The organism is Leclercia sp. 29361, assembly GCF_011290365.1.
Taxonomy (GTDB): Bacteria; Pseudomonadota; Gammaproteobacteria; order Enterobacterales; family Enterobacteriaceae; genus Enterobacter; species Enterobacter tamurae.
On the sequence record NZ_CP049786.1, the window covers coordinates 2578243 to 2604644 of the forward strand.

Annotated in this window: 22 protein-coding genes; 9 read left to right on the top strand and 13 right to left on the bottom strand. The window is 58.5% G+C overall.

The window, feature by feature from the left end:
* Position 1: 1 nt before the first annotated feature.
* The 7 genes from paaG to paaA are packed head-to-tail and all read right to left on the bottom strand — an operon-like array spanning position 2 to position 5127.
* On the bottom strand, positions 2 to 787 hold the full coding sequence (paaG, locus tag G7090_RS12275; RefSeq protein WP_166182611.1) for a 2-(1,2-epoxy-1,2-dihydrophenyl)acetyl-CoA isomerase PaaG: 786 nt from the start codon (positions 785 to 787) through the stop codon (positions 2 to 4).
* 2 nt (positions 788 to 789) lie between these two features.
* Positions 790 to 1557: a 2,3-dehydroadipyl-CoA hydratase PaaF gene (paaF, locus tag G7090_RS12280; RefSeq protein ID WP_166182612.1), complete on the bottom strand. Its 768-nt coding sequence runs from the start codon at positions 1555 to 1557 to the stop codon at positions 790 to 792.
* Complete coding sequence (gene paaE / locus G7090_RS12285) at positions 1554 to 2624, bottom strand: 1,2-phenylacetyl-CoA epoxidase subunit PaaE (RefSeq protein WP_166182613.1); 1071 nt, start codon at positions 2622 to 2624, stop codon at positions 1554 to 1556. Before paaE ends, paaF begins: the two co-directional genes overlap by 4 nt.
* Positions 2625 to 2631: 7 nt before the next feature.
* Positions 2632 to 3129 (bottom strand): 1,2-phenylacetyl-CoA epoxidase subunit PaaD, encoded by a 498-nt coding sequence (gene paaD, locus G7090_RS12290; RefSeq protein WP_106993068.1) that lies wholly within the window; start codon positions 3127 to 3129, stop codon positions 2632 to 2634.
* A gap of 14 nt (positions 3130 to 3143) precedes the next feature.
* Complete coding sequence (paaC, locus tag G7090_RS12295) at positions 3144 to 3890, bottom strand: 1,2-phenylacetyl-CoA epoxidase subunit PaaC (protein WP_166182614.1); 747 nt, start codon at positions 3888 to 3890, stop codon at positions 3144 to 3146.
* A gap of 8 nt (positions 3891 to 3898) precedes the next feature.
* On the bottom strand, positions 3899 to 4186 hold the full coding sequence (paaB, locus tag G7090_RS12300; protein ID WP_106993070.1) for a 1,2-phenylacetyl-CoA epoxidase subunit PaaB: 288 nt from the start codon (positions 4184 to 4186) through the stop codon (positions 3899 to 3901).
* Between the two features lie 11 nt (positions 4187 to 4197).
* Positions 4198 to 5127: a 1,2-phenylacetyl-CoA epoxidase subunit PaaA gene (gene paaA, locus G7090_RS12305; protein ID WP_166182615.1), complete on the bottom strand. Its 930-nt coding sequence runs from the start codon at positions 5125 to 5127 to the stop codon at positions 4198 to 4200.
* Positions 5128 to 5409: 282 nt separating this feature from the next.
* Between paaA and paaZ the strand changes: the two genes are divergently transcribed.
* The 3 genes from paaZ to G7090_RS12320 all read left to right on the top strand — a co-directional run bounded on the left by paaZ (position 5410) and on the right by G7090_RS12320 (position 12202).
* Positions 5410 to 7455 (top strand): phenylacetic acid degradation bifunctional protein PaaZ, encoded by a 2046-nt coding sequence (gene paaZ, locus G7090_RS12310; protein WP_166182616.1) that lies wholly within the window; start codon positions 5410 to 5412, stop codon positions 7453 to 7455.
* A 176-nt stretch (positions 7456 to 7631) separates the two neighbouring features.
* Positions 7632 to 9899: a primary-amine oxidase gene (tynA, locus tag G7090_RS12315; protein WP_166182617.1), complete on the top strand. Its 2268-nt coding sequence runs from the start codon at positions 7632 to 7634 to the stop codon at positions 9897 to 9899.
* Between the two features lie 326 nt (positions 9900 to 10225).
* On the top strand, positions 10226 to 12202 hold the full coding sequence (locus G7090_RS12320; RefSeq protein WP_166182618.1) for an alkyl/aryl-sulfatase: 1977 nt from the start codon (positions 10226 to 10228) through the stop codon (positions 12200 to 12202).
* Positions 12203 to 12348: 146 nt separating this feature from the next.
* Here the strand turns inward: G7090_RS12320 and G7090_RS12325 are convergent, their stop codons facing one another.
* Complete coding sequence (locus G7090_RS12325) at positions 12349 to 13848, bottom strand: aldehyde dehydrogenase family protein (protein ID WP_166182619.1); 1500 nt, start codon at positions 13846 to 13848, stop codon at positions 12349 to 12351.
* A 235-nt stretch (positions 13849 to 14083) separates the two neighbouring features.
* Between G7090_RS12325 and feaR the strand changes: the two genes are divergently transcribed.
* Entirely contained in the window at positions 14084 to 14989 is a 906-nt protein-coding gene (gene feaR / locus G7090_RS12330) for a transcriptional regulator FeaR (RefSeq protein WP_166182620.1), read from the top strand.
* Here the strand turns inward: feaR and G7090_RS12335 are convergent, their stop codons facing one another.
* From G7090_RS12335 to G7090_RS12350, 4 genes are all read right to left on the bottom strand, one after another.
* Positions 14990 to 15310, bottom strand: a complete 321-nt coding sequence (locus G7090_RS12335) for a YdbL family protein (RefSeq protein ID WP_166182621.1) — start codon at positions 15308 to 15310, stop codon at positions 14990 to 14992.
* A gap of 7 nt (positions 15311 to 15317) precedes the next feature.
* Complete coding sequence (locus G7090_RS12340) at positions 15318 to 15509, bottom strand: YnbE family lipoprotein (protein ID WP_059307766.1); 192 nt, start codon at positions 15507 to 15509, stop codon at positions 15318 to 15320.
* Positions 15506 to 18142: a YdbH family protein gene (locus G7090_RS12345; protein ID WP_166182622.1), complete on the bottom strand. Its 2637-nt coding sequence runs from the start codon at positions 18140 to 18142 to the stop codon at positions 15506 to 15508. Before G7090_RS12345 ends, G7090_RS12340 begins: the two co-directional genes overlap by 4 nt.
* A gap of 201 nt (positions 18143 to 18343) precedes the next feature.
* Positions 18344 to 18508 (bottom strand): hypothetical protein, encoded by a 165-nt coding sequence (locus tag G7090_RS12350; protein WP_166182623.1) that lies wholly within the window; start codon positions 18506 to 18508, stop codon positions 18344 to 18346.
* A gap of 403 nt (positions 18509 to 18911) precedes the next feature.
* On the opposite strand from G7090_RS12350, the gene G7090_RS12355 reads away from it, so the two are divergent.
* Positions 18912 to 19901, top strand: coding sequence for a 2-hydroxyacid dehydrogenase (locus G7090_RS12355; RefSeq protein ID WP_166182624.1), 990 nt, complete (start codon positions 18912 to 18914; stop codon positions 19899 to 19901).
* Positions 19902 to 20038: 137 nt separating this feature from the next.
* Positions 20039 to 20452: a heat shock protein HslJ gene (gene hslJ / locus G7090_RS12360; protein WP_166182625.1), complete on the top strand. Its 414-nt coding sequence runs from the start codon at positions 20039 to 20041 to the stop codon at positions 20450 to 20452.
* Here the strand turns inward: hslJ and G7090_RS12365 are convergent, their stop codons facing one another.
* Positions 20453 to 20719 (bottom strand): DUF333 domain-containing protein, encoded by a 267-nt coding sequence (locus G7090_RS12365; protein WP_166182626.1) that lies wholly within the window; start codon positions 20717 to 20719, stop codon positions 20453 to 20455.
* Between the two features lie 267 nt (positions 20720 to 20986).
* Here G7090_RS12365 and nifJ point away from each other — a divergent pair, with 267 nt between their 5' ends.
* From nifJ to G7090_RS12380, 3 genes are all read left to right on the top strand, one after another.
* On the top strand, positions 20987 to 24511 hold the full coding sequence (nifJ, locus tag G7090_RS12370; RefSeq protein ID WP_166182627.1) for a pyruvate:ferredoxin (flavodoxin) oxidoreductase: 3525 nt from the start codon (positions 20987 to 20989) through the stop codon (positions 24509 to 24511).
* A gap of 399 nt (positions 24512 to 24910) precedes the next feature.
* The gene (gene ompC / locus G7090_RS12375) at positions 24911 to 26020 is read left to right on the top strand and encodes a porin OmpC (RefSeq protein WP_166182628.1); all 1110 of its coding nucleotides are present in this window, start codon (positions 24911 to 24913) and stop codon (positions 26018 to 26020) included.
* Between the two features lie 136 nt (positions 26021 to 26156).
* A complete protein-coding gene (locus G7090_RS12380) occupies positions 26157 to 26369 on the top strand; it encodes a KTSC domain-containing protein (RefSeq protein WP_106993083.1) in 213 nt (70 codons plus the stop codon).
* Positions 26370 to 26402 lie beyond the last annotated feature (33 nt).

Sequence of the window (26402 nt, forward strand, 5' to 3'; positions counted from 1 at the left end):
CTTATTTCCCCGTAAACTGCGGCACGCGTTTGTTGAGGAAGGCGCTGACGCCTTCCCGGTAGTCGGCACTGCGTCCGGCCAGGCGCTGATAGTCACGCTCCAGATCCAGCTGTACGTCCAGGGTGTTGGTTTCGGCGGAGTTGATCGCCTGCTTGATCAGCCCCAGGCCAAAGGTCGGCTGCGCGGCCAGATGCAACGCCAGCTGGTGGGCGGTGTCGTTCAGTTCAGCATCATCCACCACCTGCCAGATCATCCCCCAGGCGTGCGCCTGTTCAGCGCTGATCTTCTCCCCCAGCAGGGCCAGGCCCATCGCCCGGGCGCGGCCGGTGAGGCGCGGCAGCAGCCAGGTCCCGCCGGAATCTGGTATCAGACCCAGCTTGCTGAAGGCCATCACAAAGTTCACCGAGCGGGCGGCGATCACGATGTCGCAGCCCAGTGCCAGGGTGGCACCGGCCCCGGCAGCGACGCCGTTCACCGCGCAGATCACCGGCTTGGGCAGTTTTGCCAGGCGCTTAACCAGCGGGTTATAAAATTTCTCCACCGACATCCCGAGGTCCGGCGCGGGGCTGTTCGGGTCGACGTTGCGGTCGTTGAGATCCTGTCCGGCGCAAAAACCGCGTCCGGCACCGGTCACCAGCAGGCAGCGCACGCTGTCGTCGCGCTCGGCCTGGGTCAGGCACGCCGCCAGCTGCAGATGCATCTCCTCGTTAAAGCTGTTGAGACGCTCCGGGCGGTTCAGGGTAATGGTCATTACCCCCTGCTCAACGTGACTCAGAATGAAATCCATGGTTAGCGTCCTTTAAAGTCGGGGGTGCGTTTTTGCAGAAAGGCATCAATGCCCTCGCGGCGATCCTCGGTGGCTGCCAGCAGGGTAAAGAGCTGACGCTCCTGGGCCAGCCCGGCCTGCAGGGCCACTTCCTGAGACTGGCGTAAGGCCTGCTTCGCGGCCTGCAACGCCAGCGGGGAGTGACGCGCCATCAGCGCCGCCTGCTGGAGAGCATATTCCAGGGTCAGAGATTCGGGATAAACGTCGCTCACCAGACCCGCGGCCAGCGCCTGACGGGCGGTAATGCTCTCTCCGGTCAGCACCATTTTGCTGGCCAGTGATTTGCCCACGCTGCGGATCAGGCGTTGGGTGCCGCCCGCGCCGGGCATGATGCCCAGCGTAATTTCTGGCAGGCCGAAACGGGCGTTCTCCCCGGCAATCACCACATCGCACAGCAGCGCCAGTTCGCAGCCTGCGCCCAGCGCGTAGCCGTTGACCGCGGCGATAAGTGGTTTGCTGAAGGCGTTGATGCGCCCCCACAGCTGGGGACGAATATCGTTCAGGGTGGCGACCAGATCTTTCTCGGCCATCTCATTGAGGTCGGCCCCGGCGGCAAAGAAGCGTTCGTTGCCGGAGATCACACACACCGAGATCTCGCGGTCGTCAGCTGCGGCTTCCAGAGTAGTTGCCAGCTCGCTCAGCAATCCATTGTTGAGGGCGTTACGGGCCGCCGGGCGGTTGAGAGTCAGGTGCAACACCCGACCCTGACGGGTAACAATCAGGTCGCTCATGCCATCCCCTTCGCGTCAAAGTCCACCACCACGTCGCTGGTCAGCGGCAGGGCCTGACAGCTCAGAACGTAGCCCGCCGCCAGTTCGTCCGGCTCGAGGCTGTAGTTGGTCGCCATATCCACTTTCCCGCGCAGCACTTTGCATTTGCAGGTGGCGCAGACTCCGCCCTTGCAGGCGTACGGCAGATCCGCCCCCTGACGCAGGGCGGCGTCGAGAATGCTCTCGTCGTCGGCAGTAAGGGTGATCTCGCGGTCGCGTCCGTCCTGGCGCACCGTCACTTTCTGGCCCTCCACCTGCACGGTGTGGGCGCGTTTTACGCTGGTGCCCGGGGTGTTGAAGCGTTCCAGATGCAAGGATTTTTCCGGCATGCCCAGCGCTTTCAGAGTCTGCTCGGCCTCGTCCATCATCGCCGCCGGGCCGCAGATAAAGGCTTCGTCAAACTGGCTGAAGTCGATCAGATGTTTCGCCAGCGCCTGCAATTTTTCGCCGTCGATGCGGCCTTGCAGCAGCTCGCTGTCCAGCGTCTCCTGGCTGAAGATATTGACCACCTGCAGGCGGGTCGGATAGCTGTCCTTCAGATCGGCCAGCGCCTGGCGGAACATCATGCTCTGGCTGCTGCGGTTGCCGTAGATCAGGGTGAACTGGCTGGTGGGTTCGGTTTTCAGGGTGCTGGAGACGATCGCCAGCATCGGGGTGATGCCGGAACCGGCGGCAATCGCCAGATAGCAGCCTTCGCGTTCCGCCTGAGGCTGATAACCAAAGTGACCCTGGGGCACCATCACCTCCAGCGCCATCCCCTGTGTGATCTCATCCCGGGCATAGCGCGAGAAGCGCCCGCCGTCGATGGCTTTCACCGCCACGCTGATCTCGCCCGGCTGAACGCTGCGACAGATGGAGTAGCAGCGGCGCAACTCTTCGCCCGCCAGATGGGCTTTCAGGGTCAGATGCTGGCCCGGACGGAAGCGATACGCCTCCTGCAACGCCTGGGGAACCGCGAAGGTGATGGTCACCGCATCGCGGGTCTCGGGTTCTACTTTTGCCACCGTTAAGGAATAAAACGTTGTCATGGCGACCTCAGATACATTTGAAATAGTCGAAGGGTTCCCGGCAGCTGTCGCAGCGGTAGAGCGCTTTGCAGGCCGTAGAACCAAATTCACTGATCATCGTGGTACGGGTGCTGGCGCAGCGCGGACAGGTCACCTCGGCGGGCAGATGCGCGTGGCAGCTGTGACCGGCCGGGGGGCTGATGCCGTACTGGCGCAGACGCTCCCGGGCGTCCGGGGTCATCCAGTCGGTGGTCCACGCCGGGTCAAGCTGGATGGAGATCTGCACCGGTCCATAGCCGTGAGCGGTCAACGTGTCGCGGATCGCCCCCATCAGGTGGTCGGTGGCCGGGCAGCCGGAATAGGTTGGCGTAAAGCCGATGGCCCAGCCCTCACCCTGCGGGGTAACGCTGCGCACCATCCCTAAATCGGTAATGGTCAGCACCGGGATCTCCGGGTCCGGGATCTGGCTTAACAGGGACCAGATCTGCGGGACGGCGGCGGGTGCGGGTTCAGCGAAACGTTGCATGGTGCTCTCCTGCTCTACCACTGCTGGCCGGGATTGACGCGCTGGAGATATTGCATCTCTGCCAGCATCGGTCCCAGATGTTCGGTGTGCAGCCCTTTACGGCCGCCGCTGCGATAGGCCGACGCTTCCGGCACGCTCAGCGTCGCCGCGTTCAGCCCGGCAAAGACTTCCGCTTCCCATTCGTCACGCAGGCTGCGCGGATCGACGGCGATACCCTCGGCCACCAGGCCTAAGTCGATCTCGTCGGCTTCGAACAGCTCGGCGGTGAAACGCCACAGGTCGTTGATCGCCTGCTGCATTTTCTGCGTGGAAACCGCCGTGCCGTTCCCCAGGCGTTCCAGCCAGCCACGGCTGAAGCGCAGGTGATAGCGCGCTTCTTTGATGGATTTGGCGGCAATGGCGGCCAGCTGCGGGTCGCGGCTGTTCGTCAGACGGGTAAACAGCGCCACGTGCCAGGCGTCGATAAAGTACTGTCGGGCAATGGTGTCGGCGAAGTTGCCGTTCGGCTGCTCCACCAGCAGCAGGTTGCTGAACTGGCGTTCGTCGCGCTGGAAGGCCAGCGTATCTTCATCGCCCGCCCCTTCCAGTTCGGCGGCGTAGGTTAAGAAGTTGCGTGCCTGGCCCAGCAGGTCGAGGCCGATATTGGCCAGCGCGAGGTCAATCTCCAGCTCCGGGGCGTGGCCACACCAGGCCCCCAGACGCTGAGAGAGCACCAGGCCGTTATCACCCAGACGCAGAACATAGTGCGTTAACGTTTTCATCCCGGACCTCACATGTGCTCGATGCCATCAGGGATGGTGTAGAAAGTGGGATGACGATAAACCTTGGTTTCCGCCGGATCGAAAAACTCACCGCGCTCTTCCGGCTGCGAGGCAACGATTTCACTCGCCTTCACCACCCAGATGGAGCAGCCTTCGCTGCGGCGGGTGTAGGCATCGCGGGCGTTTTCCAGCGCCATGCGGTCGTCGGCGGCGTGCAGGCTGCCGACGTGACGGTGAGACAACCCCTGTTTGCTGCGGACAAACACTTCGTATAACGGCCAGTATGTTTTGCTCATCGTGATTCCCCTTACGCAACCTTGCGGGCGTGTTGTTTTTCTGCGTGCGCCAGGGCGGCTTCGCGCACCCACGTCCCCTCTTCCCAGGCTTTATTCTTGGCGGCCAGACGCTCGTGATTGCAGATCCCACGGCCATTGATAACGTCGTCAAACTCCTGCCAGTCGATCTCGCCGAAACGGTAGTGACCGCTTTCAGCATCGAAGTGCAGATCCGCATCCGGGACGGTCATCCCCAACATCTCCACCTGCGGGACGGTGTTATCGACGAAGCGCTGACGCAGCTCGTCGTTACCAAAGCGTTTGATCTTCCAGGCCAGGCTGCGGGCGCTGTTCGGCGAGTTGTCGTCGTTTGGCCCGAACATCATCAGCGCTGGCCACCAGAAACGGTTGATGGCGTCCTGCAGCATCTGCCGCTGGGCCTCGTTGCCCTGAGCCAGCGCCATGCAGGCTTCAAAGCCCTGACGCTGGTGGAAGCTCTCTTCTTTACAGATTTTCACCATCGCCCGGGCATAAGGACCATACGATGTACGGCACAGCGCCACCTGGTTAACGATGGCCGCACCATCCACCAGCCAGCCAATCACGCCGATATCGGCCCAGCTCAGGGTCGGGTAGTTGAAGATCGAGGAGTACTTCATCTTGCCGTCGAGCATCTTCTGGTAGATGTCTTCCCGGGCGCAGCCCAGCGTCTCCGCCGCGCTGTAGAGATAGAGGCCGTGTCCGGCTTCATCCTGCACTTTCGCCAGCAGGATGGCCTTGCGGCGCAGCGTCGGGGCGCGGGCGATCCAGTTCCCTTCCGGCAGCATGCCGACAATTTCGGAGTGGGCGTGCTGACCAATCTGGCGGATCAGCGTCTTGCGGTACGCGTCAGGCATCCAGTCCTGCGGCTCGATGGCCGTCTCTTGCGCGATTCGCTGTTCAAAGCGTTGTTCTTCCGTCACGTCATCACCCTTATGATTCGTTTAACTGGTAAATTTCATTCAATGATGAATCACTTAGTTTCTTAAAAGTTACACAAAGGTTAAATATAACCCCAAGGAGTGTTTGTTTATTTTGTGATGTGGCTCGCAAGGCTTTTGCTGAGCCCCTTCTGCGGCGGAAAACAGGAAGCAGGAATAGTCAGACAAGATCACACTGTTAACAAATCATTAAAACATCCCTTGCATTTTATGATTCATAATCAAACTATCTATAGTGAAATTACGAACCACTCGGAGAGAAAAATGCAGCAGTTAGCCAGCTTTTTGTCCGGCACCTGGCAGTCTGGCCGGGGCCGTGAGCGCACTATTCAGCACGCCATCAGCGGCGAAACCCTCTGGCAGGTCACCAGCGAAGGGCTGGATATGGCCGCCGCGCGTCGTTACGCCATTGAGCAAGGCGGTGAATCACTTCACGCCATGACCTTTATCGAGCGCGCCGCAATGCTGAAAGCGGTGGCAAAACATCTGATGAGCCAGAAAGAGATGTTCTATGCCCTCTCCGCGCAGACCGGAGCGACCCGCGCCGACAGCTGGGTAGATATCGAGGGCGGGATTGGGACGCTGTTCACCTTCGCCAGCCTCGGTAGCCGCGAACTGCCGGACGATACCCTGTGGCCGGAAGATGAACTGATCCCCCTGTCGAAAGAAGGCGGTTTTGCCGCCCGTCACGTCCTGACCTCGAAATCCGGCGTGGCCGTCCACATCAACGCCTTTAACTTCCCCTGCTGGGGAATGCTGGAAAAACTGGCTCCAACCTGGCTGGCGGGGATGCCGGCAATCATCAAACCGGCCACCGCCACCGCCCAGGTGACCCAGGCGATGGTAAAAGCGATTGTCGACAGCGGCCTGGTGCCGGACGGCGCCATCAGCCTGATCTGCGGCGGCGCGGGGGATCTTCTCGACCAGCTCGATCATCAGGACGTGGTGACCTTTACCGGCTCCGCCGTCACCGGCCAGATGCTGCGCGTCCACCCGAACATCGTCGCCCGATCGATTCCGTTTACCATGGAAGCCGACTCCCTGAACTGCTGCGTGCTGGGGGATGACGTCACTCCGGAGCAGCCGGAGTTTGCCCTGTTTATCCGCGAAGTGGTGCGGGAGATGACGGCCAAAGCCGGACAGAAATGTACCGCCATCCGCCGCATTATTGTGCCGCAGGCGCAGGTGGAAGCCGTCAGCCAGGCGCTGATCGCCCGGCTGGAGAAAGTGGCCGTGGGTGACCCGGCCCAGGAAGGGATCAAGATGGGTTCGCTGGTCAACGCCGACCAGCGCGCTGACGTGCAGGAGAAGGTGGATGCCTTAGTGACGGCAGGCTGTCAGATCCGTCTGGGCGGTAAAGCCGACCTGAACGCCGCCGGGGCCTTCTTCCCGCCGACGCTGCTGTTCTGCCCGCAGCCGGACGAAACCCCGGCCGTACACGCCACCGAAGCCTTTGGCCCGGTTGCCACCCTGATGCCGTATCAGGACCGCGAACACGCCATGGCCCTGGCCCGCGCCGGGGAAGGCAGCCTCGCCGGGACTTTGGTGACCGCCGATCTGCGCCTGGCGCGTCAGTTCATCGCCGGGGCCGCGCGGGCCCACGGGCGTATCCAGATCCTCAACGAAGAGTCGGCCAAAGAGTCTACCGGCCACGGCTCCCCGCTGCCGCAGCTGGTGCACGGCGGTCCGGGCCGTGCCGGGGGTGGCGAAGAGCTGGGCGGTCTGCGGGCGGTGAAACACTACCTGCAACGCACCGCGATCCAGGGCAGCCCGAGCATGCTGGCCGCCATCAGCCAGCAGTGGGTGCGTGGCGCCAAAGTGCAGGAGGATCGCGTCCATCCGTTCCGCAAATACTTCGAAGAGCTGCAGCCGGGCGACAGCCTGCTGACCCCGCGCCGCACCCTGACCGAGACCGATATCGTTAACTTTGCCTGCCTGAGCGGAGATCATTTCTACGCCCACATGGACAAGATTGGCGCGGCGGAGTCGATTTTTGGCGAGCGCGTGGTGCATGGGTACTTCCTGATCTCCGCCGCCGCCGGGCTGTTCGTCGATGCGGGCGTCGGGCCGGTGATCGCCAACTACGGCATGGAGAACCTGCGCTTTATCGAGCCGGTGAAACCGGGCGATACCATCCAGGTGCGTCTGACCTGTAAGCGCAAGACCCTGAAGAAACAGCGCACGGCGGAAGAGAAACCGACCGGCGTGGTCGAGTGGTCGGTTGAGATCGTCAACCAGCACCAGCAGCCGGTGGCGCTCTACTCGATTCTGACCCTCGTCTCCCGCCAGCACGGCGATTTTGACGCCTGATCCCCCTCCCACCGGGTAACGTCGCGCACGTTACCCGGCTTCTGGCACATCTGACAAAACATCTGGCAAATGCAGGCAAACGGTACGCACAGCGATATTGCTATGTTGGCTATGAATAAACCGCGCGCAGAACAGCGGTCCCGAGTGGATAACAACACATACAACAGAGGTTAATCATGGGAAGCTCCTCAATCTTTTCTCCACGTAAAACGGCGCTGGCGTTGGCCGTTGCTTGTCTCTTTTCCGGTCAGGTGCTGGCTCACGGTAGCGCGGCGCATATGGTCGAGATGGACAAAACCCTGGCCGAGTTTGGCGCTGATGTGAAATGGGACGACTATGCCGGGATCTACACCATCAGCAAAGACGGGGCCTTCATCAAAGTGAAGCCGGGCGCAACCACTGCCATCGTCAACGGTAAACCGCTCACCCTACAGGCACCGGTGGTGATGAAGGACAATAAGGCCTGGATCGCCGATACCTTTGTCAACGATGTGTTCCAGTCCGGCCTCGACCAGACCTTCCAGGTGGAGAAGACCCCGCACCCGCTGAACGCCCTGTCCGCAGATGAAATTAAACAGGCTGTCGAGATTGTGAAAGCCTCGCCGGACTTTAAACCCAATACCCGCTTTACCCAGATCGCTCTGGCCGAGCCGGAAAAAGCCAAAGTGTGGGACTTCGTGCTGAACGGCACGGCGGTGGATGCGCCGCGTCAGGCCAATGTCACCATGCTGGACGGCAAATTCGTTATCGAAGCGCTGGTGGATCTGAAAGATAAGAAAATCATGCACTGGGAGCCGATTAAAGATGCCCACGGCATGGTGCTGCTGGATGACTTTATGGCGGTACAGAAGATCGTCACCGGCAGCCAGGAGTATGCCGACGCGCTGAAAACACGCGGGATCAATGACCCGGGCAAGGTGATGACCACCCCGCTGACCGTCGGCTACTTTGACGGCAAAGATGGCCTGAAGCAGGAAGATCGCCTGCTGAAAGTGGTGAGCTATCTGGACACGGGCGACGGTAACTACTGGGCGCACCCGATTGAAAACCTGGTGGCGGTGGTGGATCTGATCGAGAAGAAGATCGTCAAAATCGAAGAAGGTGCGATTGTCCCGGTACCGATGGAACCTCGTCCTTATGACGGCCGCGACCGCGAGCCGGTCGCCCATAAACCGCTGGAGATCACCGAGCCGGAAGGCAAGAACTACACCATCACCGGCAATATGATCCACTGGCAGAACTGGGACTTCCATCTGAGCCTCGACTCCCGCGTCGGGCCCATCATCTCCACCGTGACCTTTAACGACAACGGCAAAAAACGCCAGGTGATGTATGAAGGATCGCTGGGGGGGATGATCGTGCCTTACGGCGACCCGGACGTGGGCTGGTACTTCAAAGCTTATCTCGACTCCGGCGACTACGGGATGGGCACTCTGACCTCCCCGCTGGTGCGCGGCAAAGATGTGCCGTCCAATGCCGTGCTGCTGAATCAGACCATCCCGGATTACACCGGGGCGCCGATGGAGATCCCACGGGCGATGGCGATTTTCGAACGCTACGCCGGGCCGGAGTATAAGCATCAGGAGATGAATCAGCCGAACGTCAGCACCGAGCGTCGTGAGCTGGTAGTGCGCTGGATCAGTACCGTCGGCAACTACGACTACATCTTCGACTGGGTGTTCCACGAAAACGGCACCATCGGCATCGATGCCGGGGCGACCGGTATCGAAGCGGTGAAAGGGGTGACGGCGAAAACCATGCACGACCCGAGCGCCAAAGAGGATACCAAATACGGGACCCTGATCGACCACAACATCGTCGGGACCACCCATCAGCACATCTATAACTTCCGTCTGGATATGGACGTGGATGGCACCAGCAACAGCCTGGTGGCGATGGATCCGGAGGTGAAGCCGAACACCGCGGGCGGCCCACGTACCAGTACCCTGCAAATCAACCAGTACAACATCGATACCGAGCAGCAGGCGGCGCAAAAATTTGACCCGGGCACCATTCGTCTGCTGAGCAACACCAGCAAGGAGAACCGCATGGGCAACCCGGTCTCCTACCAGATCATCCCGTATGCGGGCGGTACGCACCCGGTGGCCACCGGCGCGAAGTTCGCTCCGGACGAGTGGATCTATCACCGTCTGAGCTTTATGGATAAACAGCTGTGGGTGACCCGATACCATCCGAACGAGATGTACCCGGAAGGGAAATTCCCGAACCGCTCCAGCCAGGATCAGGGGCTGGGCCAGTTCAGCAAGGATAACGAGTCGCTGGATAAGCAGGATAACGTGGTGTGGATGACCACCGGTACGACCCACGTGGCGCGGGCGGAGGAGTGGCCGATCATGCCAACCGAGTGGGTGCATACCCTGCTCAAACCCTGGAACTTCTTCGACGAAACGCCGTCTTTGGGCAAGAAGAAAGAGGGGCAGTAAACCCGTAGGCCCGTGCAAGCATAGCGCCGCCGGGCATTGTCGGGGCACTGTGCGACCTGATGCCCTCACCCCGGCCCTCTCCCACAGGGAGAGGGTGCAAACACAAAAAACGGTCACCGGAGGTGACCGTTTTGCTTTTACCTTGCTGCCGGGCAATTCCGCCGCACGATAATTAATTATCATTAACGGATTTATTTGCTGAATGTATTTGCCTGCTTATAGTTAATCATACCCATGCCGTCCGGGTTGCCTTTCTTAAAACGTTTTTCTGGTCATCACGCGAAGTTTCCCCTACGCCGCTGTATGCACATTGAGAGGTTTTCAGGATGAGATTCAATCTGATAGCAAGAAGCCTTGCGCTTGCAGGCTTTTTTATTTCTGCTGGCACTCCTGCGTTTGCCGCAGAAGCGCCAAAAGACGCCGCCGCTGCCACCCAACAAGCCAATAACGCCCTCTTTAGTCAACTGCCCTTCTCCGATAACACCGACTTTACCGATGCTCATAAAGGCTTTATCGCCCCGCTCCCCACGGAGGTGATCAAAGGTGAACAAGGCAACGTGGTCTGGGATCCGCAACAATACGCGTTTATTAAAGAGGGCGACAAAGCGCCGGATACCGTCAACCCCAGCTTATGGCGTCAGGCGCAGCTGATTAATATCAGCGGCCTGTTTGAGGTGACGGACGGGGTATATCAGATCCGCAACCTCGATCTGTCGAATATGACCATTATCGAAGGCACCACCGGCGTGACCGTCGTTGACCCGCTGGTATCGGCGGAAACGGCGAAAGTCGGGATGGATCTCTATTTTAAAAACCGCGGGCAGAAGCCGGTGGTAGCGGTGATCTATACCCACAGCCACGTCGACCATTACGGCGGCGTGCGCGGGGTGGTGGATGAGGCCGATGTTAAAGCCGGGAAGGTGAAAATCTACGCCCCGGCTGGCTTTATTGAAGCCGCGGTGGCAGAGAATATTATGGCCGGGAACGTGATGAGCCGCCGCGCCAGCTACATGTACGGCAACCTGCTGAAACCGGATGCCAAAGGCCAGGTCGGTGCCGGGTTGGGTACCACCACTTCCGCCGGGACCGTTACCCTGCTTGCGCCGACCAATATCATCGAAAAAGATGGCCAGAAGGAGACCATCGACGGCCTGACCTATGACTTTATGCTCGCCCCGGGCTCGGAAGCGCCGTCGGAAATGCTGTGGTTTATCGAAGAGAAAAAGCTGATCGAGACTGCCGAGGATGTGACGCACACCCTGCACAACACCTACTCCCTGCGCGGGGCGAAGATCCGCGAGCCGCTGCCGTGGTCGAAATATATCAACGAAGCCATTGTGCGCTGGGGTGATAAAGCAGAAGTCCTGATGGCCCAACACCACTGGCCGACCTGGGGCAAAGAGAACGTCAATAATCTGCTAAAAAGCCAGCGCGATCTCTACCGTTATATCAACGATCAGACCTTACGTATGGCGAATCAGGGGCTGACCCGGGACGAAATCGCCGCCAACTTTAAGCTGCCGGATTCGCTGGCGCACACCTGGGCGAACCGCGGTTACTACGGCTCGGTGAGCCATGACGTGAAGGCCACCTACGTGCTCTATCTCGGCTGGTTCGACGGCAACCCGGCGACTCTGGACGAGCTGCCACCGGAAGAAGGCGCGAAGAAATTCGTTGAGTATATGGGCGGCGCGGATGCCATTCTGCAGAAGGCCAAAACCGACTTCGACCAGGGGAACTATCGCTGGGTGGCGCAGGTGGTGAGTAAAGTGGTATTTGCCGATCCGAACAACCAGGCGGCACGCAATCTGGAGGCGGATGCGCTGGAGCAGTTGGGTTATCAGGCGGAGTCTGGCCCGTGGCGTAACTTCTATCTCACCGGGGCGCAGGAACTGCGTAACGGCGTGGTGAAAGGCCCGACCCCGAATACTGCCAGCCCGGATACAGTGCGGGCGATGACGCCGGAGATGTTCTTCGACTATCTGGCGGTGCATATTAACGGCGACAAAGCCGGGACGGCGAAATCGGTATTTAATATCGATCTGGGCAGTGACGGCGGGAAGTACAAGCTGGAGCTGGAGAACGGGGTGCTGAACCACACCGCCAATGCCGAAGCCACCGATGCTGACGCCACCATTACGCTTAACCGCGATACGCTAAATAAAATCATCCTCAAGGAGACCACCCTGAAACAGGCTGAGGAGAGCGGTGCGGTGAAGGTAACCGGGGACGGGACGAAACTGGATACCATGCTGGGTTATATGGATAAGTTTGAGTTCTGGTTCAATATTGTGACACCGTAACTTACTTCCGGAGAAATTGCCGGGTGGCGCTGCGCTTACCCGGCCTACGGGCATTGTGCGGCCTGATGCCCTCACCCCGACCCTCTCCCACAGGGAGAGGGCGCAAACACTAAAAACGGCCACCGAGGTGACCGTTTTGCTTTTACCTAATATCGCACGCACACCGATTTAGTTTCACACCAGCCATCCAGCCAGTCCGGGCCGAAATCGCGGCCGGTGCCGGACTGCTTCATGCCGCCGAACGGCAGGTTAGCGTCGATCAGGGTATGGCTGTTGACCCATACCGTGCCGGCCTGCAGGCGGTCGGTGTACTCCAGCGCTTTGCTGATGTTTTGCGTCCAGACGCTGGCGGTCAGGCCGTATTCGGTATCGTTCGCCAGGCGCAGGGCCTCTTCGCCGTCGGCGACGCGCACCAGGTTCACCACCGGACCAAACACCTCTTCGCGGGTCAGACGCAGGCTGGCGTCCGGGTTGACCACCAGCGTCGGCGAAACGTAGTAGCCCTCACCGTTCGGGCCGCGATTACCGACGATCAGCTCGGCCTGACGCGACTGCGCCTCGTCGAGGAAGGTCTGCACTTTGTCACAGTGGGCACGGGAGACCAGCGGGTTGATGTGCGCCTCCTGGGACATACCTGGCCCGACGCTCAGGGATTTTACCGCCTGCTCAAAGCCGCTCACCAGGGTATCAAACAGCGGCGCTTCGATGTAAATGCGCGAGCTTGCCGCACAGACCTGGCCCTGGTTCAGGAAGCTGCCGGTCATCAGCCCTTCGATAACCCACGCCGGATCCGCATCTTTCAGGACGATGGCCGGGTTTTTACCTCCCAGCTCCAGGGTCACACCCAGCAGGCGATCGGCGGCCGCGCGTGCAATCTGTTTACCGGTGGCGGTCGAGCCGGTGAAGCTCACTTTGGCGATATGCGGATGGTTGGTCAGCGCGGTGCCACACACCGCCCCGCTGCCGGTCACCACGTTAAAGACGCCGTCCGGGATCCCGGCAACGCTAGCCAGTTCGGCCACGCGCAGCAACGTCAGCGGTGTCGTTTCCGACGGTTTGATCACAATGGAGCAGCCAGCGGCCAGGGCGGGCATCACTTTCCACATGCCGATCAGCAGCGGGAAGTTCCACGGCACGATCCCGGCCACCACGCCAATCGGCTCTTTGCGGGTCCAGGCCTGATAGCGGGCCCCCTGCGGCATCGGAATGGAGAGATCCAGCGTCTTGCCGGAAATTTTGGTGGTCAGCCCGGCGGTGTAGCGCATCCAGTTCAGGGTGCAGCCCACTTCAAAGGCGCGGGAGATGTTAATGGATTTACCCTGCTCCAGGGTCTCGAGCTGGGCCAGCTCCTCGGTGTGCTGCTCCACCAGATCGGCAAAGCGCAGCAGAATACGTTCACGTTCCGCAGGCAGTTTACCTGACCAGCTGCGGGCCACGAAAGCGCGCCAGCCGGACATCACCGCGCGGTCCACATCCTGCGCGCTGGCATCGGCCGTCGAGGCAATTACCTGGCCGGTGGCCGGGTTAAAGATCTCCAGACGCTTTTCGCTGTCGGAGGCGGACTGGCGTCCCTCAATCCAGAGGCCATGTTGGCGATCCAGAAATTGCTGCACGCTGGGCAGTACGTCGACCTGTGTATCAGACATAGCGATTCCTTATTATTCGCAGGGTGTCAACGCAGTCTAAGATGGCTTTGCCGAATGCGCTTTTATCTCTGTGACATTCGCTTTGTCCGCTGTGACAGGCACCGCAAAACGCGACAATACCGCCGTTTCGCTCTGTTGGGCAGCGGAGTTTTTGCCTGGATTTCGCCCCATGTCACGGGTAATTCGAAACATAAATGCAACAATGTTTAAACATTGACGACGTAGCGGGTATGACATGTTTGCAGACGAACAGGACAACTACCAGCGCTGGCTGGCGCAGATTAACCAGGTTTGCGGCAGTTTTGCTGCCCGGCCGATGAGCGGCGAGTTTTATGGCGAGCTGGAGTCGACCTGGACCGGCAATCTGAAACTGAGCACCGTTACTGCCGGCGGTGTGAATCTGTTTCGTACCCGTCAGGAGATCAAGACCAGCAACGACGCCTGGTTCTACACCGTGTTTCAGCTGGAAGGCGAAGCGGGACTGGAGCAGGATGACCGCCAGATTGTGCTCAACGCCGGGGATATCACCCTGATTGACGCCTCCCGCCCCTGCTCAATCTACTGGCCGGAAAAATCACGTCAGATCTCGCTCCTGTTGCCACGTCAGATCCTTGAGCAACACTTTCGCTTTCAGGAAGTGACCTGCGCGCAAAAGCTCTCCCGCAGCCTGCCCACCGTCCAGCTCAGCTATCGCCTGCTGCAGGACAGCATGAACAACCCGGCATTAAGCGAAACCGAAAGCGAAGCCGCCCTCGAAGCGATGGTCTGCCTGCTGCGCCCGGTATTGCAGCAGCGTGACAGCGTGACGCCGCGCAAGGAACGTCAGTTCACCCATGTGCTGAGCCTGATCGACGACCATATTCAGGCCGAGCACCTGCGTCCGGAGTGGATTGCCACGGAGTGCGGAATGTCAGTCCGGAGCCTGTACCGGATGTTTGCCGAGAAAGGGCTGGTGGTGGCGCAGTACATTAAAAATCGCCGTCTGGATCTGTGCGCGCAGATGCTGCGCGCCACCGGCGACGATGAAAAGCTGGCGGGCATTGGCTACAGCTGGGGGTTTACCGATCACAGCCACTTCTCCACGGCCTTCAAGCAGCGTTTTGGCGTGTCGCCTGGCGAGTACCGCAAACGCCACCGCTGATCACTTCTGCATCCACTTGCCGTTTATCCCCTGGACATATTCGCCGGCGTTAGCGCGCGATACCAGCTTTGTCCCGGCCATTTTCGCCACTTCATCCACCGGAAGGTTATTGCTGTCGGCAAGCTTCTGATAGCTGTCGGTACGGGCCTTGTTGATCTGCTCCACCAGCGCCAGCGTCTCGCGATCCTGACTCCGTGGCGCAATATAACCGCTCAGGGTTTCACCGACCCGTCCGGCACTGCGGGCCTCGTTGAGGGTCAGTGCCAGCGCGGGCGCACAGAGCCCCAGCGTCAATATCATCAGCGGGATGAATTTTTTCATGGCTACCTCAGAACAGATCGCTGCGTGATTTCAGCAGCGTCTCGACGTCTTTATCCACTTTGATATGGATTTCATGTTCAATTTTAACGTTCATGTTGATGGTGATTGGCTCTTTCGACGCCGCCACTTCGATCCTCGGCGTACAGCCTGTCAGCGTCAGGATCACAATCGCGGTGAACCCACCGGCCAGCTTTTTCATGGTTGTTCCTTACATTCCTTGCCTGTCGGGCAGCGGTTATCCGGTAATGCTGAGTGTTGCTCCAGCCAGGTCTGCAGATTGTCGCCAAAACGCAGGCTGCGCCAGAGGGTGAACAGGTTCTCCTGATGGGTGTAGTTAAGGTTAACGGCTTGCGTCTGGCCCCCGGAACGGCTGGCGCCACGGAGGGTCGATGCCAGGGTTAATTCACCCAGATTATCTACATTGAGTGTCGTCCACGACTGCGAAATTTCCATATAGCGAAGCCAGTTAATCGCCCCTGCGGCACTGTTATCGGCAACCAGAGCATCAGCGGTGTCCTGGTCGAGACGCAGGGTCATCGGGCCAGAATTGGTCAGCCAGCCATCTTTGATGATCCACTTCTCGTTGTCCAGCCAGAACGGCAGCGCCCCGCTGAACGGCCCGGACATGGCAAATTGTTTCGGATTGATGGCGCTAATCAGCTCGCTGGAGGAGATGTTATTCACCCGCAGCAGAGCCGCGTCGTGCTGCGGCATGCGGAGCTGCTGCATGGTCACTTTGCCCCCCAGCAGATCCACGCTGACGTCGGTCAGCAGGAGCGGATTCGCTTCGCTCCAGGGGTAGTCGCCCTGCAAATCGGCGGTGATGTTGTGGGCCGTAACCTGATTGATCACTTCGCCGATCCGCAGCGTCACCGGACCACGGGTGCCCAGCGACCAGGTGCCTTCGCTGAAGCGGAACGGCAGAACGAAATCGACGCCATTGATTTTGTTATCGGGCATCCAGACGCTGCCGCTTTTTACTACTCCGTGGCCCCCGGCCTCAAAGCCCTGATCGGCCGCCGCGGAGAACGCCACCTGAGCGTACAGCTCTCCTTCGCGCAGCGTCATTTTCCAGTCCGGCGGCACCAGCGGCTGGAAGACGGTCAGGGACTGCTTCGGCCACCAGGCCTGGCCGCGCAGACGCTCCCCATCCCAACGCCCGTTCAGTTGCACCGGGCCGATCGCTTCGGCGTTGAGGGTGCCTTTGAACTGGAACAGGGTAGGATCGCTGCCATCCACGCTGAATTTGACCGTCGACGGCGGTAATACGCTGCCGCCGGTGAAGGTGGTTTCCCCGGCGTCAAAGGATAATGCGCCGCTGAAGTGTGTCCGGGCGGGATCGCGCTGCCAGCGGATCGGGCTGTCCAGCACCATTCGCGGGGCGCTGGCATGCATCGAGCCGTACTTCAGCTGGTCGAACCCGGTTGAGAGTTCGCTGAGTTCAATCACGCTGTCGCGCCACTCGCCCCTGCCCGCCACGTCCCAGCGGGCCTGCATCGGGGTGAAGTTGCCTTCACCCCAGTAGCGCCACTGCCATAAGCCGCTATCCGGCAGGAAATCATTCGCCCGGCCATCAAGGTGCAGGGTGAAATCCCCCATCTCCTGTTCATGGGCGCGCAAAATGGCCTGCAGGCGACCGTCGATACCCTTGCGGGTCAGCGCTACCCCGGCCAGCGGCCAGCGCACTTCATCGATATTCAGGGAATCAATAATTCGCCCGCGGGAGCGCAGCAGCGCCCCTGGCGCAAAGGCCAGCCGGGGCTCGGCCAGGCTACCGGTCAGCATGGCGGGCAACCCGATATAGAGGATCAGATCGTTCTGTTTGGCCACGCCGGTGAGCTGCAGCGGCATGGCGCTGTTATCCATACTTAGCTTGCCGGGGCCAAAGGTGAGTACCGCGTTGCCTTTCCCGGCATCCCCCTGAGTCAGGACGTTCATCCGCCCGCTGATAACGGCGCGCTCCGTGCCCTGCTGCCAGTTATCGATCTTCAGCCCCAGGCGACCGCTCAACGGAATACCCGCGCGATCCCAGCGCCAGCGCCCGTCGCTGATGGTCAACTGGTCGGGCGTGATCTGCCAGGGGAGATCCAGCAGCGGCTCGCCGCTATCCCGTTCTACCATCACCAGCTGGCCCTGATTGTCCTGCCACGCCAGATCGGCATCCACCAGCGACGGAAGCTGCGGCACCGAGAAGGTCGCTGCCGCATGTCCCTGCACCGGCAGGCCGTCCGGCACCAGCGGCAGGGTAAATTCCCCCACCAGGGTCACGGGCTGCGGGTTATCGGGCAAATTGAGCGTGACGTCGCTGACGGTCAGAGAACGTCCCCGGAGTGTGCCACGCAGGCTAAACTGATCTCCGTGGTAAGCGATCTCCTGTCGCGTCGGAGTCAGCGAGGCGGTTAGCTTCCCCTGCCACTGTTGCCAGGGAGAGAGCGTCAGGCGATCGATGGTCAGCCAGGTATTGGGCAGTAGCGACTGCCACTCGGCCAGCGTTCGCGGTGCGGCGGGCGTGGATTCACTGGCGGGGATTTTACTCAGGCAGGCACTGTTGAGATCCAGTCCGGCGATGTCGATTTTCCAGCGGCTCGGGTGGCTGAGGGTAGCGTCTTCGATGCGGGCGATTTCGCAGTCGTCTACCAGATAGCGCAGATCGGCGATCACCAGCGCGTTGCGGGTCAGGCGCGGGCTTTTTTCAAACGCGATCCGTGTACCGGCAGGCAGCCAGATCCCGGCAAGCGTAGGGACCCACTGCGCAAGGGTCAGCAGCAGCGTCAGCGGCAAAAGAACGATCAGCAGCAGTAGCGCGATTGCGGCTTTGTATTTACCCCTCATGGGCAGTTAATATCCTGATTTAGCCAAAAAATTAGCCGACAGTATGGAATATTGTGGCATGTTTCGTCAGGCAGGTGAAGCGAAGGCCTGTTTAAGAATAGATGTGTTAATTATGAATGTGAGCGTTTTTAATCTCCGCCCACGCCCATTCAGGGCAACAAAAAACCGCCCGGAGGCGGTTTTGAAAAGCAGTTTCTGACCCTATCTTCTGATCACATCAGGGTCATCAGGATCCAGCGGGTCATTCACATCAGGTATGTCATCACCCGGGAGGAGTGGATCGGTGTCACCCGGGAGGGGATCGCTGCCACCAGGAAGTGGTTCATCATCAGGAATGGGATCAATATAGTCGGGACGATCAGCCATAAAGCCTCCGTCAAACTGCGTTATGAGAGGTTATTTCGATTTACCTGGTTTCTGTTTGGTCTGCTCATCTTGATTCTTTTGCGGCTGCTTAGGTTGTTCTTTTGAGACATGTTGTGCGGTGGATTTCATTTTGAAACTCCGATTGTAGATGCAGCAAGTCGCCACCCTGAAACTATAAGTTACGCTTATAGTTATATCGAGCGAGACGGCAGTAAATTAATTTTATGCTTTTGTTTTATTTAGCTTTATTGTGAGATGAAAAGCGCGCCTTCTCTATTTCACCTGCGGGAGGTGGGATGGTGTAAAATCATTCTCAGAACTTATTGAATTCAATAATATTTTATAATTTGTATGATTATTTTAATCATGCTAACGTAGTTCCAAAATCACTGGAGAAAGTCTTATGAAACTCGCGGTATATAGCACAAAGCAGTACGACAAAAAGTATCTGCAACATGTTAACGAGGGATATGGATTCGAACTTGAATTTTTCGACTTTCTGCTTAACGAAAAAACAGCCAAAACCGCCCACGGCTTCGATGCGGTCTGTATTTTTGTTAACGATGACGGCAGTCGCCCAGTGTTGGAAGAGTTAAAAAGACAGGGCGTGAAGTACATCGCGCTGCGCTGCGCGGGCTTCAACAATGTTGACCTCGACGCGGCCAAAGAGCTGGGTCTGCAGGTGGTACGCGTACCGGCCTACTCCCCGGAAGCTGTGGCTGAACATGCCATCGGCCTGATGATGTCCTTAAACCGTCGTATTCACCGTGCTTATCAACGTACCCGTGATGCCAACTTCTCGCTGGAAGGGCTGACCGGTTTCACCATGTACGGCAAAACTGCAGGGGTGATCGGCACCGGTAAAATCGGTATCGCCGCGCTGCGGATCCTGAAAGGCTTTGGTATGCGCCTGCTGGCGTTCGACCCGTATCCAAGCGCTGCCGCGCTGGAGATGGGCGTGGAGTATGTCGACCTCGCGACCCTGTATGCCGAGTCAGACGTCATCTCCCTGCACTGCCCGCTGACCGCAGACAATTACCATCTGCTTAACCAGAGCGCATTTAACCAGATGAAAGATGGAGTGATGATTGTTAACACCAGCCGCGGTGGCCTGGTGGACTCTCAGGCGGCCATTGAAGCGCTGAAAACGCAAAAAATCGGCGCGCTGGGGATGGACGTATATGAGAACGAACGGGATCTGTTCTTTGAAGATAAGTCTAATGACGTGATCCAGGATGACGTGTTCCGTCGCCTGTCCGCCTGCCACAACGTGCTGTTTACCGGCCATCAGGCGTTCCTGACCGCCGAGGCGCTGATCAGTATTTCGGAGACCACGTTGGGGAACCTGAGCCAGCTGGAGAAAGGCGAAGCGAGTCCGAATGCGTTGTTCTGAGTGATGTAATTCCCCCTCTCCCTCAAGGGAGAGGGAACAAACCCCGCCCGGTTTTCAGATTTTCCCGCAAGACAATTCCCGCCAGCGCAATAGACTATGCATTAGATATTTATGAAGTGAATATATTGAGAAGAACCATGAAAACGCTCGTCGCAGTAACGATCCTCAGCATGGCGCTGGCAGGCTGTGTCAATCCAGGAAAAGCCTCTGTTCAGGAAGAACAGCTTCAGCAGCACCGCTTTGTGCTGCAAAGCATCAATGGCACCGCCATCAACCCGGCTACTACCCCGCCAGAAATCGCCTTTGGGGAAGACCTGGCCGTATCCGGCGCGATGTGTAACCGCTTCAGCGGACAGGGCAAGCTGTCAGATGGCGAGCTCAAGGTAAAAGCGCTCGCCATGACGCGAAAACTGTGTACCGAGCCACAGCTCAATGACCTGGACCACGCGATCGGCACGATGCTGCGTAACGGTACGCAGGTCGATCTGACGGAAGACGTGTTAACCCTGGCGACGGCAGAGACGACGCTGGTCTTTAAGCGCGCTGAGTAATCAGTAAGTCCCGCACGAACCGCCGGCAAGCGACTGTTCATTGCAGCGTTTGCCGTTAGGCAGCGCACACATGCCGATGGCTGAGCCATCCAGCTGACGCGCAATGGACAGCGACCCGCCAATCATGGCGCAATTCGCCTCGCCGGAACTGGACATTGCCGCTCTCATCCCCGGCGCGACGTGCGCGGCGGTAGCCTGCTGTACTGGTTCATTGCTACAGGCCGACAGTAACAAAGCGGCACACCCTACCCAAAATGCTGCGCGCATATTCTCTCCCCATATTGAATTGCAAAACCTATGCATAATAGGCATCCCACGCTCTGCCGTCGAGAGCCGAAGCGCGGTTTTCTGCGCTGTCAAAACAATTGCAGACTATTTTCAGGCAAAAGTTTGATCAAACCATTGATGGCATTAATAAGCAGGACACAAAAGCGAAAATCGTTTCAGCGGGCCTTTGCTAAAATAAAAAGATAACAACAGGACGCGTCGACGTGTCACGGGTCCCTTTTTCTTTGCGCAATGTAAGGGTGTCATATGCAAACTATTGACGGGAATGGCGCAGTCGCGTCCGTCGCGTTTCGCACCAGTGAAGTGATCGCCATTTATCCCATTACACCCAGCTCAACCATGGCTGAACAGGCGGATGCCTGGGCCGGAAACGGGCTGAAGAACGTCTGGGGCGATGTCCCTCGCGTGGTCGAAATGCAGTCAGAAGCCGGGGCGATTGCCACCGTCCACGGCGCGCTGCAGACCGGGGCGCTGTCCACCTCCTTCACCTCGTCGCAGGGGCTGCTGCTGATGATCCCGACGCTGTACAAGCTGGCGGGACAACTCACCCCCTTCGTGCTGCACGTCGCAGCGCGCACCATCGCCACCCACGCCCTGTCGATTTTTGGCGATCACTCCGATGTGATGGCCGTGCGCCAGACCGGCTGCGCTCTGCTCTGTTCCGCCAGCGTGCAGGAGGCGCAGGATTTTGCCCTCATCTCCCATATGGCGACGCTGAAAAGCCGGGTGCCGTTTATCCATTTCTTCGACGGGTTCCGTACCTCGCACGAGATTAACAAGATCGTGTCAATTTCCGACGACACCATCCGCAGCCTGCTCCCGCAGGCGGAGATTGACGCCCACCGCGCCCGCGCACTGAATCCGGAACATCCGGTGATCCGCGGTACCTCCGCCAACCCGGATACCTACTTTCAGTCCCGGGAAGCTACCAACCCGTGGTACAACGCGGTCTATGACCACGTAGAGCAGGCGATGACCGACTTTGCCGCCGCCACGGGACGCGAGTACAAACCGTTCGAGTATTACGGCCATCCGCAGGCGGAGCGCGTGATTGTGATCATGGGGTCGGCCATCGGTACCTGTGAAGAGGTGGTGGACGAGCTGCTGAGCCGGGGTGAAAAAGTGGGGGTTCTGAAGGTGCGCCTGTATCGCCCGTTCTCCGCGAAACACCTGCTGGCGGTATTGCCGGAGAGCGTGCGGTCGGTGGCGGTGCTGGATCGAACCAAAGAGCCGGGCGCCCAGGCCGAACCGCTCTATCTCGACGTGATGACCGCCCTGGCCGAGGCCTTCAACGGCGGCGAGCGCGAGACCCTGCCGCGGGTGATTGGCGGACGCTATGGCCTCTCCTCCAAAGAGTTCGGTCCGGAGTGCGTGCTGGCGATCTTCAACGAGCTGAGCGCCGCGAAGCCGAAGCCGCGTTTCACCGTCGGTATCTATGACGATGTGACCAATCTGTCGCTGTCGTTGCCGGAAAATACCCTGCCCTCCACCGCGAAGCTTGAAGCGCTGTTTTACGGTCTGGGCAGCGACGGCAGCGTGTCGGCCACCAAAAACAACATCAAGATCATCGGTAACTCCACGCCGTGGTATGCCCAGGGCTATTTCGTCTATGACTCGAAGAAAGCCGGGGGCCTGACGGTTTCCCACCTGCGCGTCAGCGAGCAGCCGATCCGCTCGGCATATCTGGTGTCGCAGGCCGATTTCGTCGGCTGCCACCAGCTGCAGTTTATCGACAAATACCAGATGGCCGAGCGCCTGAAACCGGGCGGCATATTCCTGCTCAATACCCCCTACAGTGCCGATGAGGTCTGGGGGCGGCTGCCGCAGGAAGTACAGGCGGTGCTGAATCAGAAAAAAGCCAAATTCTATATCGTTAATGCGGCAAAAATCGCCCGTGAGTGCGGCCTGGCGGCACGTATTAACACCGTTATGCAGATGGCGTTTTTCCATCTGACGAAGATCCTGCCAGGCGACAGCGCCCTGATGGAACTGCAAGGCGCGATCGCCAAAAGCTACAGCAGCAAAGGCCAGGAGCTGGTGGAACGCAACTGGCAGGCGCTGGCCCTGGCGCGGGAGTCGCTGGCGGAAGTGCCGTTGCAGCCGGTGAATGCTCAGAGCCCGAACCGCCCGCCGGTAGTTTCCGATGCCGCGCCGGATTTTGTCAAAACCGTTACCGCCGCGATGCTGGCCGGTCTGGGCGATGCCCTGCCCGTCTCCGCCCTGCCGCCGGACGGCACCTGGCCGATGGGGACCACCCGCTGGGAAAAACGCAATATCGCCGAAGCGATCCCGATCTGGAAAGAGGAGTTGTGCACACAGTGTAACCACTGCGTGGCGGCCTGCCCGCACTCCGCTATTCGCGCCAAAGTCGTCTCGCCTGAGACAATGGAGAGCGCCCCGGCCAGCCTGCACTCGCTGGATGTGAAATCCCGCGACATGCGCGGCCAGAAATATGTTCTGCAGGTGGCACCGGAAGATTGCACTGGCTGTAACCTGTGCGTGGAAGTCTGCCCGGCGAAAGATCGCCAGAACCCGGAGATCAAGGCCATCAATATGATGTCGCGCCTTGAGCATGTGGAAGAGGAGAAGGTGAATTATGACTTCTTCCTCGACCTGCCGGAAATCGATCGCAACAGCCTCGAGCGCATTGATATTCGTACCTCGCAGCTGATCACCCCGCTGTTCGAATATTCCGGGGCCTGTTCCGGCTGCGGCGAAACGCCGTACATCAAGCTGCTGACCCAGCTGTATGGCGACCGGATGCTGATCGCCAACGCCACCGGCTGTTCGTCGATTTATGGCGGCAATCTGCCGTCAACGCCGTACACCACCGATGCTAACGGTCGCGGGCCGGCGTGGGCGAACTCGCTGTTCGAGGATAACGCCGAGTTTGGCCTGGGCTTCCGTCTGACGGTGGATCAGCACCGGGTGCGCGTGATGCGTCTGCTGGAACAGTTTGCCGACAACATCCCGGCAGAGCTCAACAGCACCCTGCACAGCGAGGCCACGCCGGATGTGCGCCGTCAGCAGGTGGCGGAGCTGCGTCAGCATCTGGCGGGCGTTGATGGCGCTGAGCAGCTGTTAACCGATGCCGATGCGTTGGTCGAGAAATCGATCTGGCTGATTGGCGGTGACGGCTGGGCCTATGACATCGGCTTTGGCGGGCTGGATCATGTCCTGAGCCTGACCGAGAACATCAATATTCTGGTGCTGGATACCCAGTGTTACTCCAATACCGGCGGCCAGGCGTCAAAAGCGACGCCGCTGGGGGCGGTAACCAAGTTCGGCGAGCACGGCAAACGCAAGGCGCGCAAAGATTTGGGGGTCAGCATGATGATGTACGGTCATGTGTATGTGGCGCAGATCTCACTGGGGGCACAGCTGAACCAGACCGTGAAGGCGATTCAGGAGGCAGAAGCCTATCCGGGTCCGTCGCTGATCATCGCCTACAGCCCATGCGAGGAGCACGGCTACGATCTGGCCCTGAGCCACGATCAGATGCGCCAGCTGACGGCTACCGGTTTCTGGCCGCTGTACCGCTTCGATCCGCGTCGTGCCGATGAGGGTAAGCTGCCGCTGGCACTGGACTCCCGTCCACCGTCGGATGCGCTGGCAGAGACGCTGATGCAGGAGCAACGCTTCCGTCGCCTCAACGCCCAGCAGCCCGAAGTGGCAGAGCAGCTGTGGAAGGATGCCGCCGCCGATCTGCAAAAACGCTACGACTTCCTGGCGCAGCTAGCCGGGAAAGCCGAAAAGTCGGTCAGCGAATAACATATATAGCCCGGCATGTCCGGGCTTTTCTTTGGCTATAAAAAAACCCGCCAGGAAAGTACTGGCGGGTGATCCTGTTCAGCAATAAATATCAGTTATGAATCAGAAAAGTATTTATCAAATAAACGGACAAAATACTACAGGCATATAACAAACCAGAGTCTACTGAGTTTATTGAGAAATGAGTAATTTTTGTTTTATATAGTTTTATTTAATGCATTCACTGAACTTATGACTGTTTCACTGGCAGCAAATACTTGAGATTTCACTTAATTGGTAACAATTATGCTTTATCGCTGGAAGGAAGAGTGATTTAGCATGAGACCACTTTCCAACGCAGAAAGTTCAATGGAAAGTTTAAAAATATTAAATATAAAAACAGCATAAGGAATAGTCACAATGCAAAGAAAAGTACTGGCTCTGATAATCCCTGCCCTGTTAATGGCAGGCGCAGCAAATGCCGCTGAAATTTATAATAAGGACGGCAACAAATTAGATTTTTACGGTAAAATTGACGGTCTGCACTATTTCTCCGACGATAGCAGTGCTGATGGCGACCAGACATATATGCGTATCGGCTTCAAAGGCGAAACCCAGATCAACGATATGCTCACCGGTTACGGACAGTGGGAATATAATATTCAGGCAAACAACACCGAAGGTTCATCAAATCAGTCCTGGACCCGTCTGGCGTTTGCTGGTCTGAAATTCGACCAGTACGGTTCATTTGATTATGGCCGTAACTACGGCGTGCTGTACGACGTGGAAGGCTGGACCGATATGCTGCCAGAATTCGGCGGCGACACCTACACCAAAGCCGATAACTTCATGACCGGTCGTGCGAACGGCGTGGCGACCTACCGTAACAGCGATTTCTTCGGCATGGTTGAAGGCCTGAACGTCGCCCTGCAGTACCAGGGTAACAACGAAGACAGCGGTAACGGTAACGAAGGCACCAACAATGGCCGTGACGTACGTCATGAGAACGGTGACGGTTTCGGTATCTCCACCTCCTACGACTTCGGTATGGGCTTCAGCGCGGCGGCGGCCTACACCTCTTCTGACCGTACCAATGCACAGGTTAACGAAACCACCGCAGGCGGCGACAAAGCGGACGCATGGACTACTGGTCTGAAATACGACGCCAACAACATCTACCTGGCAGCCATGTACTCTGAAACCCGTAACATGACCCCGTACGGCAACCAGGATGACGCGGTAGCAAACAAAACCCAGAACTTCGAAGTAACGGCTCAGTACCAGTTTGATTCCGGCCTGCGTCCGGTGGTCTCTTACCTGCAGTCTAAAGGTAAAGACCTGGGCAATGGTCAGGGCGATCAGGATCTGGTTAAATATGCTGAAGTCGGTGCGGTTTACTACTTCAACAAAAATATGTCTACCTACGTTGATTATAAAATCAACCTGCTGGATGAAGACGAGCAGTTCTACAAAGACAATGGCATCGGCACCGATGACATCGTCGCCGTCGGTCTGGTTTACCAGTTCTGATGAAATTAGCCCGCGTTACGGCGCGGGCTAACGCTTTATATCCCTTGCCGCCTTGCCTTCAAATTTTGTTGCGCCGCTTAACCTTTCTGATACAAGATAAATCTCATGTCTGCCCGGCTGTAGAGGACTCGCTATCGTGAACCACCATTCTGTTAAATCTTCGCGCATCGCCTCGATTGCCTACGATACAAGCAACGAGACGCTGGAAGTCCGTTTTCGGGATCACAGCGCCTGGCAATATCAGTCCGTGCCTGTGCGTATTTTTAACGATTTCCTGAGTGTGGTTTCAAAGGGACGTTTCTATGACGGGGTAGTGAAAGGCAAATTCAAAGAGAGAAAAATTGCTTGATCGCACATCCCCTGTGCTCATGACCTGCCCTGA